This is a genomic window from Pseudomonas sp. Tun-23181 (assembly GCF_057415455.1).
The window spans coordinates 13,744-26,814 of sequence record NZ_CM171630.1 but is presented as its reverse complement, the minus strand read 5'-3'; the positions used below and the strand labels follow the sequence as shown (position 1 = coordinate 26,814).

12 protein-coding genes are annotated in these 13,071 nt (G+C 66.9%); 9 read left to right on the top strand and 3 right to left on the bottom strand.

The window, feature by feature from the left end:
- Positions 1–70 precede the first annotated feature (70 nt).
- From ACDI39_RS00125 to ACDI39_RS00095, 7 genes are all read left to right on the top strand, one after another.
- On the top strand, positions 71–511 hold the full coding sequence (locus tag ACDI39_RS00125; RefSeq protein ID WP_253101537.1) for an NUDIX hydrolase: 441 nt from the start codon (positions 71–73) through the stop codon (positions 509–511).
- A 55-nt stretch (positions 512–566) separates the two neighbouring features.
- Positions 567–1,691 (top strand): tRNA 2-thiouridine(34) synthase MnmA, encoded by a 1,125-nt coding sequence (gene mnmA, locus ACDI39_RS00120; RefSeq protein ID WP_225789182.1) that lies wholly within the window; start codon positions 567–569, stop codon positions 1,689–1,691.
- Positions 1,688–2,308 (top strand): high frequency lysogenization protein HflD, encoded by a 621-nt coding sequence (hflD, locus tag ACDI39_RS00115; protein WP_225789181.1) that lies wholly within the window; start codon positions 1,688–1,690, stop codon positions 2,306–2,308. The genes mnmA and hflD overlap by 4 nt, the downstream gene beginning before the upstream one ends.
- 128 nt (positions 2,309–2,436) lie before the next feature.
- Positions 2,437–3,807, top strand: a complete 1,371-nt coding sequence (purB, locus tag ACDI39_RS00110; protein ID WP_225789180.1) for an adenylosuccinate lyase — start codon at positions 2,437–2,439, stop codon at positions 3,805–3,807.
- A gap of 81 nt (positions 3,808–3,888) precedes the next feature.
- A complete protein-coding gene (locus ACDI39_RS00105; RefSeq protein ID WP_225789179.1) occupies positions 3,889–5,055 on the top strand; it encodes a ribosomal protein uL16 3-hydroxylase in 1,167 nt (388 codons plus the stop codon).
- Entirely contained in the window at positions 5,048–5,482 is a 435-nt protein-coding gene (locus ACDI39_RS00100) for a GNAT family N-acetyltransferase (protein ID WP_225789178.1), read from the top strand. The genes ACDI39_RS00105 and ACDI39_RS00100 overlap by 8 nt, the downstream gene beginning before the upstream one ends.
- 267 nt (positions 5,483–5,749) lie before the next feature.
- Complete coding sequence (locus ACDI39_RS00095; protein WP_253081545.1) at positions 5,750–7,723, top strand: DNA topoisomerase III; 1,974 nt, start codon at positions 5,750–5,752, stop codon at positions 7,721–7,723.
- Between the two features lie 138 nt (positions 7,724–7,861).
- Here ACDI39_RS00095 and ACDI39_RS00090 read toward each other — a convergent pair whose 3' ends face one another.
- From ACDI39_RS00090 to ACDI39_RS00080, 3 genes are all read right to left on the bottom strand, one after another.
- Positions 7,862–8,959, bottom strand: coding sequence for an extracellular solute-binding protein (locus tag ACDI39_RS00090; protein ID WP_225789176.1), 1,098 nt, complete (start codon positions 8,957–8,959; stop codon positions 7,862–7,864).
- Positions 8,956–10,068 carry an agmatine deiminase gene (gene aguA / locus ACDI39_RS00085; RefSeq protein ID WP_225789175.1) on the bottom strand — a complete coding sequence of 371 codons (1,113 nt, stop codon included), beginning with the start codon at positions 10,066–10,068 and terminating at the stop codon, positions 8,956–8,958. The genes ACDI39_RS00090 and aguA overlap by 4 nt, the downstream gene beginning before the upstream one ends.
- Before the next feature lie 94 nt (positions 10,069–10,162).
- On the bottom strand, positions 10,163–11,050 hold the full coding sequence (locus ACDI39_RS00080; protein WP_486537199.1) for a LysR substrate-binding domain-containing protein: 888 nt from the start codon (positions 11,048–11,050) through the stop codon (positions 10,163–10,165).
- A gap of 157 nt (positions 11,051–11,207) precedes the next feature.
- Here ACDI39_RS00080 and ACDI39_RS00075 point away from each other — a divergent pair, with 157 nt between their 5' ends.
- Together ACDI39_RS00075 and ACDI39_RS00070 are read left to right on the top strand one after the other, a co-directional pair.
- Positions 11,208–12,497 carry an NAD(P)/FAD-dependent oxidoreductase gene (locus ACDI39_RS00075; RefSeq protein ID WP_253091043.1) on the top strand — a complete coding sequence of 430 codons (1,290 nt, stop codon included), beginning with the start codon at positions 11,208–11,210 and terminating at the stop codon, positions 12,495–12,497.
- Complete coding sequence (locus ACDI39_RS00070) at positions 12,490–13,062, top strand: helix-turn-helix domain-containing protein (protein WP_410045490.1); 573 nt, start codon at positions 12,490–12,492, stop codon at positions 13,060–13,062. The genes ACDI39_RS00075 and ACDI39_RS00070 overlap by 8 nt, the downstream gene beginning before the upstream one ends.
- The last annotated feature ends 9 nt before the right edge of the window (positions 13,063–13,071 follow it).

The window sequence follows — 13,071 nt, the reverse complement described above, 5'->3', positions numbered from 1 at the left end:
AGAGCAGCCTGCGAGCCGCTTTTTCTTGCCGCTTGCAGCTCGACGCTCGCCACTTTGGAAAAAACCGAGCATGTCCTGGCAACCCCACATCACCGTCGCCACCATCGTCGAAGACCAGGGCCGCTTCCTCATGGTCGAGGAACTCAAGGCCGGCCAGCACGTCTTCAACCAGCCCGCCGGGCACCTGGAAGCCAACGAGACCCTGCCCCAGGCCGCCCTGCGCGAAACCCTCGAGGAAACCGCCTGGGAAGTCGAGCTCACCGGCGTGGTCGGCATCTACCTGTACACCGCGCCGAGCAACGGCGTGACCTACCAGCGCATCTGCTTCGCCGCCCGCCCCGTGCGCCAACGCCCGGAGCTGGCCCTGGACAGCGACATCGTACGCGCCGTCTGGCTGACCCGCGACGAGCTGCTGGCCGACCCCACGCGCTGGCGCAGCGAACTGGTGCCGCGCTGCATCGACGACTACCTGGCAGGCCCCTTGCACAGCCTCGACCTGCTGCGCGACTGACGCGCGAGGCCCGGCCTGATAGAATCGGCCTTTTTCCCAGATACAACCGGTAGCCATGACCAGCCCAGCACTCAAAGACCCCGCCAAGACCCGCGTCATCGTCGGCATGTCCGGCGGCGTGGACTCTTCCGTCTCCGCCCTTCTGCTCATGGAGCAGGGCTACCAGGTGGAAGGTCTGTTCATGAAGAACTGGGAAGAGGACGATGGCACCGAATATTGCACCGCCCGCGAAGACCTGGCCGATGCCCAGGCCGTGTGCGACCGCATCGGCATCACGCTGCACACCGCCAACTTCGCCGCCGAATACTGGGACAACGTGTTCGAGCACTTCCTCGCGGAATACAAGGCCGGCCGCACGCCGAACCCGGACATCCTCTGCAACCGCGAGATCAAGTTCAAGGCCTTCCTCGACTACGCCCTGTCGCTCGGCGCCGACCTGATCGCCACCGGCCACTACGTGCGTCGCCGCGACACCGGCGAGCTCACCGAACTGCTCAAGGGCCTGGACCCGAACAAGGACCAGAGCTACTTCCTGCATGCCGTCGGCGGCAAGGAAATCGCTCGCACCCTGTTCCCGGTCGGCGAACTGGAAAAGCCCGAGGTACGCGCCATCGCCGAGAAACACGGCCTGGCCACGGCCAAGAAAAAGGACTCCACCGGCATCTGCTTCATCGGCGAGCGCCGCTTCAGCGACTTCCTCAAGCAGTACCTGCCGGCCCAGCCCGGCAACATCGAGACCACCGAAGGCGAAGTGATCGGCCGCCACCACGGCCTGATGTACCACACCATCGGCCAGCGCCAGGGCCTGGGCATCGGCGGCATGAAGGACGCCGGCGACGAGCCGTGGTACGTGCTGGAGAAGGACCTGTCGCGCAACGTGCTGGTCGTCGGCCAGGGCAACGAACACCCCTGGTTGTTCTCCCGCGCCCTGCTGGCCTCGGAGATCTACTGGGTCAACCCGGTCGACCTGTCCGCCCCGCGCCGCCTCGCCGCCAAGGTGCGCTACCGCCAGGGCGACCAGGCCTGCGTGCTCGAGCGCACCGCGAGCGGCTACCGGGCCGTGTTCGACGAGCCGCAACGGGCCGTGACCCCGGGCCAGTCGGTGGTGTTCTACGACGGCGAGGTGTGCCTGGGTGGCGGTGTGATCGAAACCGCCGAGCCCTGGAGCCCACGCGCATGAATGGTACCCAAGAGCAACTGGTCGCCCTCGGTGGTGTGTTCCAGGCCGCGGTGCTGGTCGACCGCATCGCCCGTACCGGCCAGGCCAGCGAGGCCGACATCGGCTGCATGCTCGGCAGCCTGCTGGTGCGCGACCCCAAGGACACCCTGGAGGTGTTCGGTGGCGACGACCTCAACCTGCGCGACGGCTACCGTGCCCTGGTCGGCGCCCTGGAGCGCGACCCCAGCAGCCTGCAGCGCGAACCCCTGCGCTATGCCCTATCGATGCTGGGCCTGGAGCGCCAGTTGGCCAAGCGCGGCGACATGCTCGACACCATCGGCCAACGCCTGCCGCAGATCCAGGCCCAGGCCGACCATTTCGGCCTGGTTCACGAAAATGTCATCGCTTCCAGTGGAGCCTTGTACCAGGACACCCTGAGCACCCTGCGCCAGCGTATCCAGGTGCATGGCGACATGCGCTTCCTGCAGCAGGCCAGCAATGCGTCGAAGATCCGCGCCCTGCTGCTCGCCGGTATCCGTGCCGCGCGCCTGTGGCGCCAACTGGGCGGGCACCGCTGGCAACTGGTGTTCAGCCGGCGCAAGTTGCTCAACGAGCTGTACGACATGATGCGGGGGTAAGCGCAAGCTGCAAGTAGAAGCAGCGTAGCGTTCGCATTCTCTTGCCGCTCGTAGCTCGAGGCTCGCTGCTGCCCTTTTTCATGTATGATATGCGCCCCTTCAAAAGCCTGACTGTCCGAGAACACGCCATGCAGCTCTCCTCGCTCACTGCGGTTTCCCCTGTAGACGGCCGCTACGCCGGCAAAACCCAGGCCCTGCGCCCCATTTTCAGCGAATACGGCCTGATCCGTTTCCGCGCCCTGGTCGAGGTGCGCTGGCTCCAGCGCCTGGCCGCCCACCCGCAGATCGCTGAAGTGCCCGCCTTCTCGGCCGAGGCCAACGCCCTGCTCGACACCCTGGCCAGCGACTTCAAGCTCGAGCACGCCGAGCGCGTCAAGGAAATCGAGCGCACCACCAACCATGACGTCAAGGCCATCGAGTACCTGCTCAAGGAGCAGGCCGCCCAACTGCCCGAGTTGGCCAAGGTCAGCGAGTTCATCCACTTCGCCTGCACCAGCGAGGACATCAACAACCTGTCCCACGCCCTGATGCTGCGCGCCGGTCGCGACGAAGTGCTGCTGCCCTTGATGCGCCAGATCGCCGAGGCCATCCGCACCCTGGCCCATCAGCATGCCGACGTGCCGATGCTCTCGCGCACCCACGGCCAGCCGGCCTCGCCGACCACCCTGGGCAAGGAGCTGGCCAACGTGGTCTACCGCCTGGAGCGCCAGATCGCCCAGGTCGCCGCCGTGCCGCTGCTGGGCAAGATCAACGGCGCCGTAGGCAACTACAACGCCCACCTGTCGGCCTACTCGCAGATCGACTGGGAAGCCAACGCCCGTGCCTTCATCGAGGAAGAGCTGGGCCTGCAGTTCAACCCCTACACCACCCAGATCGAGCCGCACGACTACATCGCCGAGCTGTTCGACGCCATCGCCCGCTTCAACACCATCCTCATCGACTTCGACCGCGACGTCTGGGGCTACATCTCCCTGGGCTACTTCAAGCAGAAGACCGTCGCCGGCGAGATCGGCTCCTCGACCATGCCGCACAAGGTCAACCCGATCGACTTCGAGAACTCCGAGGGTAACCTGGGGATTGCCAACGCCCTGTTCCAGCACCTGGCCAGCAAGCTGCCGATCTCCCGCTGGCAGCGCGACCTGACCGACTCCACCGTGCTGCGCAACCTGGGCGTGGGCTTCGCCCACAGCGTCATCGCCTACGAGGCCAGCCTCAAGGGCATCGGCAAGCTGGAAGTGAACGTCGCCCGCATCGCCGAAGACCTGGACGCCTGCTGGGAAGTCCTGGCCGAGCCGATCCAGACCGTCATGCGCCGCTACAACATCGAGAATCCCTACGAGAAGCTCAAGGAGCTGACCCGTGGCAAGGGCATCAGCCCCGAAGCCCTGCAGGCGTTCATCGATGGCCTGGACATGCCGACCGACGCCAAGGCCGAGCTCAAGCAGCTCACCCCGGCCACCTACATCGGCAACGCGGCGGCCCAGGCCAAGCGCATCTGAGCCAGCCTCCGCGTTCGACGCCCGGCCTGGCCGGGCGTTTTTATTCCCGGACGAAAATTACGTTTTTTCAATAGGTTGAACATGAATCCTGATACTCCACTGCAGCTGCTGGGTGGCCTTACGGCCCGCGAATTCCTGCGCGACTACTGGCAGAAGAAGCCCCTGCTGGTGCGCCAGGCCTTTCCGGACTTCCAAAGCCCGATCGACCCCGACGAGCTGGCCGGCCTGGCCCTGGAAGAAGAAGTCGAGTCGCGCCTGGTGCTCGAGCACGGCGAACGCCCCTGGGAGTTGCGTCGCGGCCCGTTCGCCGAGGACACCTTCGCCACCCTGCCGGAGCGTGACTGGACCCTGCTGGTGCAGGCGGTCGACCAGTTCGTCCCGGAAGTGGCCGAGCTGCTGGAGCACTTCCGCTTCCTGCCCAGCTGGCGTATCGACGATGTGATGATCAGCTTCGCCGCTCCCGGCGGCAGCGTTGGCCCACACTTCGACAACTACGACGTGTTCCTGCTCCAGGGCCACGGCAAGCGCAACTGGAAGATCGGCCAGATGTGCGACAGCGACAGCCCGCTGCTGGACCACGCCGACCTGCGCATCCTCGCCGATTTCGAGCAGCAGGACGAATGGACCCTGGAACCCGGCGACATGCTCTACCTACCGCCGCGCCTGGCCCACTACGGCGTGGCCGAAGACGACTGCCTGACCTACTCGGTGGGCTTCCGCGCGCCGAGCGCGGCCGAAGTGCTGACCCACTTCACCGACTTCCTCAGCCAGTTCCTGCCGGACGAAGAGCGCTACAGCGACGCAGACGCAGAGCCTGCCAGCGACCCGCACCAGATCCAGCACGATGCCCTCGAGCGCCTCAAGACCCTGCTGGCCGAGCACATGGGCGATGAACGTCTGCTGCTGACCTGGTTCGGCCAGTTCATGACCGAGCCGCGCTACCCGGAGCTGGTGTCCGGCGAAGAACTGAGCGAGGAAGAGCTGATCGACAGCCTCGAACAAGGCGCGATCCTGGTCCGCAACCCCAGCGCGCGCCTGGCCTGGTCGGAAGTCGACGACAACCTGCTGCTGTTCGCCAGCGGCCAGAGCCGCCTGCTCCCGGGCCACCTGCGCGAGCTGCTGAAACTGATCTGCGCCGCCGACGCACTGCACATCGAAAACCTTGTACAGTGGCTGGAAGACGAAGATGGCCTGACGCTGGTATGCCAGCTGGTCAAACAAGGAAGCCTGGGATTTGCCAATGAATAAGATCAGCGTTCGCCTCGCCGACTGGCACAAAGACAACGCCGATATCCACCGCATCCGCAGCGCGGTGTTCGTCGCCGAGCAACACGTGCCGCCGGAGCTGGAGTTCGACGCCGAAGACCCGAGCGCCGTGCACTTCCTGGCCCTGGAAGGCGACTACCCGATCGGCACCGCACGCCTGCTGCCCGATGGCACCATCGGCCGGGTCTCGGTGCTCAAGGACTGGCGTGGCCTGAAGGTGGGCGATGCACTGATGCGCGCGGTGATCGTCGAGGCGCAGAACCGCGACCTCAAGCAGCAGATGCTCAGTGCCCAGGTGCATGCCACACCGTTCTACGAGCGCCTGGGGTTCCGGGTGGTCAGCGAGGAATTCCTCGAGGCCGGCATTCCCCATGTCGACATGGTGCGCGATTCCCGCGAACTGGCCTGATCCCCCAGGGCCGGCCCTGCCGACCATCGCGACGCAAAGTGCTCCCACAGGGCCCAGCAGAGAACCTGTGGGAGCCGGCTTGCCGGCGATAGGGCCGGCACAGCCCACACAAGACAGTTGCTCCTACAGGCCCCTGCAAGGGCCCCAGTTTCCCGCCCCTCGAAAAACCCGCTTGCAAGAACACTGTACACCCATACAGATAATTCTTGCCTGCCCGCCTCGTTTTGCGCATCCTGACGCCATCGTCACCATGAAGTGTTTCCGGCCATGCGCCTCTTTCTCTGCGAAAAACCCTCCCAGGCCAAGGACATCGCCAAGGTCCTCGGCGCCACCCGCAAGGGCGACGGCTGCTGGCACGGTACCGATGTCTGCGTGACCTGGTGCATCGGCCACCTGCTCGAGACCGCACCACCGGACCGCTACGACGAGCGCTACAAGCGCTGGGTCCTGGCCGACCTGCCGATCATCCCGCAGCAGTGGAAGATGCTGGTCAAGCCCAAGACCGCCAGCCAGTTCAAGGCGGTCAAGCGCCTGCTCGGCGAAGCCCGCGAGCTGGTGATCGCCACCGACGCCGACCGCGAAGGCGAGATGATCGCCCGCGAACTGGTCGAACATTGCCGCTACCGTGGGCCGATCCAGCGCCTGTGGCTGTCGGCGCTGGACGACGCCTCGATCCGCAAGGCCCTGGCACGCCTGCTGCCCGGCCACCAGACCTTCAACCTGTACCACTCGGCCCTGGGCCGCTCCCGCGCCGACTGGCTGATCGGCATGAACATGAGCCGCCTGTTCACCCTGCTCGGCCGCCAGTCCGGCTACCAGGGCGTACTGCCGGTAGGACGGGTGCAGACCCCGACCCTGCGCCTGGTGGTGGACCGCGACCGTAGCATCGCCGACTTCGTGCCAGTCCCCTACTGGGCCATCGACGTGCAGCTGGAGCACGCCGGCAGTGTCTTCAACGCCCAATGGCGCGCCCCGGAGGACGCCTGCGACGACCAGGGCCGCTGCCTCAAGCAGGCCCTGGCACAGCGAGCGGCCGCCGACATCGACGCGGCCGGCAGCGCACGGGTGCTCAAGGTGGCCACCGAGCGCGTGCGCGAAGCGGCCCCCCTGCCCTTCGACCTGGGCACCCTGCAGGAAGTGTGTTCGAAGAAGCTTGGCCTCGGTGCCCAGGAAACCCTCGACATCGCCCAGGCCCTGTACGAAACCCACAAGCTGATCACCTACCCGCGCAGCGACTGCGGCTACCTGCCGCTCAGCCAGCATGGCGAGGCGCCAGCGATCCTCGCCGCCCTGCAGCGCGCCGACGCCAGCCTCGCCCCGTTGCAGCCCCATCTCGAGCCACAACGCCGCTCGCGGGCCTGGAACGACGCCAAGGTCAGCGCCCACCACGGCATCATCCCCACCGCCGCCGCCAGCGACCCTGCGCGCCTGCCACCCAAGTACCGGGCCGTCTATACCCTGGTCCGTGCTCGCTACCTGGCGCAGTTCCTGCCCAACCACGAGTACGACCGCACCCAGGCCGAATTCGACTGCGCCAGCCATGCCTTGCGTGCGGTGGGCAAGCAGATCGTCGAGCCGGGTTGGCGCCGCGCCCTGCCCGAGGCCCTGACACCCGCCAAAGGCCGCGAGGCGCCACCGCCCCAGGTGCTGCCACCCCTGCACGAAGGCCTGGACTGCGCCGTTCACGGCCTGCAACTCAAGGACCTGTGGACCCAGCCCCCCAAGCCGTTCACCGAAGGCGACCTGATCAAGGCGATGAAGAACGTCGCCAAACTGGTGGACGACCCACTGCTCAAGCAGAAGCTCAAGGAAACCACCGGCATCGGCACCGAGGCCACCCGCGCCAGCATCATCCAGGGCCTGATCGAGCGCGGTTACCTGGTCAAGAACGGCAAGGCGCTGAGCGCTACCCCGGCGGCCTTCAGCCTGATCGACGCCGTCCCCCGCGCCATCGCCGACCCAGGCACCACGGCGATCTGGGAACAAGCCCTGGACATGGTGCAGAGCGGTGAGATGAGCCTGGACGAATTCGTCGCCCGGCAATCGGCGTGGATGGGCAAGCTGGTGCAGCGCTGCTCCGGCATGCGCCTGACCATCAATGGCCCGGCGGTACCGGCCGGGGGCAAGGGGGCGCCCTGGAAGAAGAAGCGCAGGAGCGCTGGCAAGGGCAAGGCAGCGGGAAGTTCGGCCAAGGCCGTCAGCGGCAAACCGAGGTCAGGGCGGCGCAAGGCGGCGACCTGAACCGCAGATGCGCCGGCCTGGGTAATCCTGGGGCCGCGTCGATCACAAGTGATGCGGTTTTGCAGGCCCCTGTGGGAGCGGGCTTGCCCGCGAATGGGCCCGTACAGGCACCCAGGCAGTTCAGGTCATTCCCCCAGCCTAGGTCCCGCTCTTCAACCGACTGAACGCCCGGGTCAACTCCCGGTTGAAGGCCTTGCCATTGTCGTTCTTGGTATACAACCGCGCCCGCACCTCGGCCGGCGGGTAGGTCCCCGGCGCATTGCGGATCCCAGGGTCCACCAACTCGTCGGCAGCCGTGATCGCATTGGCGTAGTGGATGGTGTCGGTGATCGGCGCGATCACCTCGGGCCGCATCAGGTAATCGACCAGTTGCCAGGCCGCCTCGGGATGCGGCGCATCCTTGGGCACCACCAACGCATCGAGCCAGATCAGCGTTCCCTCGCTGGGAATGCGGTAGTCCAGGCTGAAGGCCTTGCCAGCCTGCTGCGCCTGCGTCTGGGCGATGGCCACGTTGCCGTTCCACGACATCGCCACGCACGTCTCGCCGTTGGCCAGGTCGTTGATGTTGCGATCGTTGTCGAAATAACGGATATAGGGGCGGATCTTGCGCAGGTGCGCCTCGGCCGCCCGCAGATCCTCCACGCGCTGCTGGTTGATGTCCAGCCCCAGGTAGCGCATCGCCGCGGCGAACACCTCGTTGGGGTCGTTGAGCAGGCTCACCCCACAATCGGCGAATTTCGCCGCCACCTGCGGATCGAACAGCATCGCCCAGCTGTCACGCGGTGCATCCGGCAAGCGTGCCGCCACCGCCTCCTGCTGGAAGCCCACCCCCGTGGTGCCCCAGGCATAGGTGCCAGCATAGCGATTGCCCGGATCGAACACCGCCATGTGCTGACGGAACTCCTCGCCGATACCCGCCAGGTGCGGCACCTTGCTCTTGTCCAGCGGTTGCAGGGCACCGCTGGCGATCGCCCGGCTCAGGTGCTGGCCGGCGCTGAGCACCACGTCGTAGCCGCTACGGCCGGTCAGCAGCTTGGTCTCGGCCGTCTCCAGGGAGTCGAAGTGGTCGGCGACCACGCGGATGCCCGTCTGCTTCTCGAAGTTGGCCAAGGTGTCCGGGGCAAGGTACTCGCCCCAGATGTACAGGTTGACGGTCGGCTGTTGTGCGTCGGCTGCCTGGGCCACCGCCACCGTGCAGCCCAGGGCGAGCGCCAGGGTCAGGTTGCGCAGTTTCATGGGCGGCGGCCTCCAGCGTATTGCGGCATGGTGATACAGGCGACGTTGCCACCGCCCAGCAGGATCTCCCGGGAGTGCTCGATACCGAGGATGCGATGGTCGGGGAACAGTTCCGCCAGGGTAGCCTGGGCCACGGCGTCGTTGCGGTCGCCGAACAGCGGCACGACGATGGCCGAGTTGCCCGCGTAGTAATTGATGTACGAGGCGCAGATGCGCGTACCCGCCTGGCGCAGGTGGGTACCGTCGACCTGGTCCAGGCCTGCGGCTTCCTCCGCCGTCCATTCCAGCACCTGCGGCTGCGGCAGCTTATGCACCTTGAGGGCCCGGCCACGGCTGTCGCGGGTGCTGCGCAGGATGTCATAGGCTTGCTGGTAGATCTCCCACTGCGGGTCGTTGCGATCGTCAGTCCATTGCAGCACCACTTCGCCGGGGCGCACGAAGCAAGCCAGGTCGTCGACATGGCCGTCGGTCTCGTCGAACTTGCAGCCACGCGGCAGCCAGATCACCTGTTCGGCGCCCAGGTAGTCCTGTAGCCGGCGGGTCACCTCGTCCTTGCCCAGGTGCGCGTTACGGTTGCGGTTGAGCAGGCACTGCTCGGTGGTCAGCAGGCTGCCCTGGCCATCGCTCTGGATACCGCCCAGCTCAGCGATCAGCGGCGCGCGGTAGTGGTCCAGGTTCTCGATCTCGAGGATCTTGCGGGCGATCTGGTCGTCCTTGTCCCAGGGGTAGTAGAGACCACCGTCCAGGCCGCCGTAGGCATTGAACTCGAAGTCCACGCCGCGCACCTCGCCGCTGTCGTCGTTGACCACGAAGCACGGGCCGCTGTCGCGGAACCAGGTGTCGTTGCAGGTCATCTCGACCACCCGTACATGGGCCGGCAGCAGGCGCCGGGCATTGGCGTACTGGGCAGCGGAGGCGCAGACGGTCACCGGCTCGCTGGAGGCGATGGCCGTGACGATCTCGACCCAGACCTTCTGCGCCGGCTTGCCGCCGTTGCGCCAGACATCCGGGCGCTCCGGCCAGCCGAGCCAGCAACCGGCCTTGCGCTCGAATTCGCCAGGCAGGCGGAAACCATCGGCCTTCGGGGTGGTGGTGAGCGAACGTGCCATGGGTCAACCTCGTCATCGGTGAGTGATGACTGCACGCTACGCCGCCGGGCGCCGGGCTTCCAACGATGAAAACTCAGCGATAGTTGAATTGAATTCAGGACTCGGCGATCTGTTCGATGAACCATTCGATGAATTCGGCCACCGCGCCGCGCTCCAGGCGCAAGCGCTCGCAGACCAGCGCGTACTGCCCCTGGGCCGTCACGCTGGCGTTGAACGGGCGCACCAGGCGGCCGCTCTGCAGGTCGGCCTGGCAGGTCAGGTTGTCGCCCATGGCCACGCCCTGCCCCAGCGCCGCCGCCTCCAGGGCCAGCGCCGCATGGGGGAAGTACAACTGGCGGGTGGGCAAGGCGTCGTCGGCGTGGGTGGCCAGCCAGGTGGTCCAGGTGCGGCCATCCTGGTCGTCGTGCAGCAGACAGTGGCGCACCAGGTCGCGCGGACGCTTGAGCCCGCCCTGGTTGAACAGCCCCGGGCTGCACACCGGGAAGAACTGCAGCAGCGGCAAGGGCCGGACGAAGTGGGTGCTGGCGTCCAGGGCGCTGGTGCCGTAGGTGATGGCGACATCGACCTCCATCGCCGGGGCGCCGGCGTCGATCGGCTGCTCGTGCAGGTGCAGGGTGATGTGCGGGTAGCGGCTGCTGAAGTCGGCCAGCCGGGCCACCAGCCATTTCTGCGCCAGCTCCGCCGTGACCGCCACCCGCAACACCGCCTGGGAAGCCGGATCGCGCAGCTCGTCGCAGGCCTTGCCGATCAGCTCGAAGGCCTGCTGCAGGTGGTGCAGCAGACGCTCGGCCTCGGCACTGGGGCGCACCTGGCGGCCCACCCGCTCGAACAGGGCGACGCCCAGTTGATCCTCCAGTTGGCGGATCTGGTGGCTGACGGCGCTGTCGGTCACGCACAGCTCGGCGGCGGCGCGGCCGAAGTGGCCGTGGCGGGCGGCACACTCGAAGGTGCGCAGGGCGGTCAGGGAAGGCAGGCGGTGCATGAGGGGTTCCCTTCTGGATGGCAGTCGGAGCCGAATCATATCGGGCTATTTCGAGGAGCCGTTAAGTCTTTTGCCGCTGCACCGGCCCCACTGGCGCCGTGAAATTTATCTGCTATTTTTTCATGAAATAAACAACAATAAATTTCACGAGGCCCGCATGTTCAAGCAATCCGCCCAACACGTCGCCAGCTACTACGCCCGGACCTACCCCACGACCATCCCCCTGCGCCCCACCCTGCAAGGCCCTCTGGACACCGACGTGCTGATCGTCGGCGCCGGCTTCAGCGGCCTGCACACCGCGCTGCGCCTGGCCCTGGCCGGCAAGCGCGTGGTCTTGCTGGAAGCCAGTCGGGTGGCCTGGGCGGCATCCGGACGCAATGGTGGCCAGGCACTGCTGGGCTGGTCCTGCGACATGCCGCCCCTGGAGAAGGCCCTGGGCCTGGAGCGGGCGCGCCGGCTGTGGGACAGCATGTATTGGGCCGCCGAGGAGATGCGCGAACTGCCCCAGCGTCACGGCTTCGAGGTGGATTACCGGGTCGGCAGCCTGTGGACCGCCGTGCTGGCCCGGCGCGTGAAGATGCTCGAACAGGCGCAGCACGAAGCCCGGGAGAAATGGGGCTACGACTGCCTGCGCCTGATCGGCCGCGACGAGCTGCCCGAATGGGTCGACAGCCCACGCTACCAAGCCGCCCTGTACGACCCCAACGGCGCCCACCTCAACCCGCTGAAACTGGCCCAGGGCCTGGCCAGCGCGATCGAGGCGGCAGGCGGGCAAATCTTCGAGCAAAGCCAGGTGCGCGACTACCACGAGAGCGCCAGCGGCTTCGTCGCCCGCACCGACCAGGGCGAAGTGCGCAGCCAGGTACTGGTACTGGCCTGCAACGCCTACATCGACCGCCTCGACCGCACCCTCTCGCGCCGGCTGCTGCCGGTGGGCTCCTACCAAGTGGCCACCGCGCCTCTGGAGGCGGCGCTGGCCCAGTCGCTGCTGCCACGCAACAGCTGCGTGATCGACAACCAGTTCGTCCCCGACTACTTCCGCCTGACTCCAGACCATCGCCTGCTGTTCGGCGGTGGCTGCACCTACCTGGGCGGCATTCCCAAGGACGTGGCCGCTGCCACCCGCCCCTACCTGGAGCGGGTGTTCCCGCAGTTGGCCGGCGTGGCCATCGACTACGCCTGGGGTGGGCACATCGACTGCAGCCTGCACCGCACGCCGGACATCGGCCGCCAGGGCCAACGCTACTGGCTGCAAGGTTTCTCTGGCCATGGTGTGCTGCCGACCCTGGCCGGCGCACGGGCGGTCAGCGACGCGATCCTCGGCGACGACGAGCTGTTGGCGTTGTACGCCGGCATCGACAACGGCCGTTTCCCCGGCGGCGACCTGATGGCCGCGCCGTTGGAGGCCGCGGCCAAGGCCTGGTACAGGTTGCGCGACCATGTCTGAGACGCCCCTGCACACCGACGACGACATCCAGGGCCTGGCGCTGCTGATCCGCGACCTGCGCAAGCACCGCGGCCTGACCTTGGGCGAGCTGGCCGGCCGGGTCAACCGTTCGCTGGGGTTTCTCTCGCAGGTCGAGCGTGGTCTGTCGAGGCCCACCGTGGCCGACCTCACGGCCATCAGCGAAGCCCTGCACGTACCGACCACCTACTTCTACCAACCCAGCAAGCCGCGGGCGCTGGGCTGGGTGACGCGCCCCGGCGAACGACGCACGCTGTACTACGCCCAGGGCGTGACCGACGTCCTGGTCTCGCCCAGCCTCACCGGCAGCTTCGCCATGCTCGAAAGCCACCTGGCGCCCGGCGCCAGCAGCGGCGAGGGCCATCTGGACGACAGCGCCGAACAAGGCGGTTTCATCCTGGAAGGCCAACTGACCCTGTGGCTCGAAGGGCATGACGCCCCCGTCACCCTCGGCCCCAACGACAGCTTCCAGCTCCCGCCGCACAGCCAGTTCCGCTACGCCAACCTGACCGACCAGACGACCCGCGTCCTCTGGGTATTCCGTTGAGAGCACAGC

Excerpts from the sequence above, each read along its gene's own strand:
- ACDI39_RS00125 (WP_253101537.1), top strand. The coding sequence starts at position 71 with ATGTCCTGGCAACCCCACATCACCGTCGCCACCATCGTCGAAGACCAG.
- mnmA (WP_225789182.1), top strand. The coding sequence starts at position 567 with ATGACCAGCCCAGCACTCAAAGACCCCGCCAAGACCCGCGTCATCGTC.
- hflD (WP_225789181.1), top strand. The coding sequence starts at position 1,688 with ATGAATGGTACCCAAGAGCAACTGGTCGCCCTCGGTGGTGTGTTCCAG.
- purB (WP_225789180.1), top strand. The coding sequence starts at position 2,437 with ATGCAGCTCTCCTCGCTCACTGCGGTTTCCCCTGTAGACGGCCGCTAC.
- ACDI39_RS00105 (WP_225789179.1), top strand. The coding sequence starts at position 3,889 with ATGAATCCTGATACTCCACTGCAGCTGCTGGGTGGCCTTACGGCCCGC.
- ACDI39_RS00100 (WP_225789178.1), top strand. The coding sequence starts at position 5,048 with ATGAATAAGATCAGCGTTCGCCTCGCCGACTGGCACAAAGACAACGCC.
- ACDI39_RS00095 (WP_253081545.1), top strand. The coding sequence starts at position 5,750 with ATGCGCCTCTTTCTCTGCGAAAAACCCTCCCAGGCCAAGGACATCGCC.
- ACDI39_RS00090 (WP_225789176.1), bottom strand. The coding sequence starts at position 8,959 with ATGAAACTGCGCAACCTGACCCTGGCGCTCGCCCTGGGCTGCACGGTG.
- aguA (WP_225789175.1), bottom strand. The coding sequence starts at position 10,068 with ATGGCACGTTCGCTCACCACCACCCCGAAGGCCGATGGTTTCCGCCTG.
- ACDI39_RS00080 (WP_486537199.1), bottom strand. The coding sequence starts at position 11,050 with ATGCACCGCCTGCCTTCCCTGACCGCCCTGCGCACCTTCGAGTGTGCC.
- ACDI39_RS00075 (WP_253091043.1), top strand. The coding sequence starts at position 11,208 with ATGTTCAAGCAATCCGCCCAACACGTCGCCAGCTACTACGCCCGGACC.
- ACDI39_RS00070 (WP_410045490.1), top strand. The coding sequence starts at position 12,490 with ATGTCTGAGACGCCCCTGCACACCGACGACGACATCCAGGGCCTGGCG.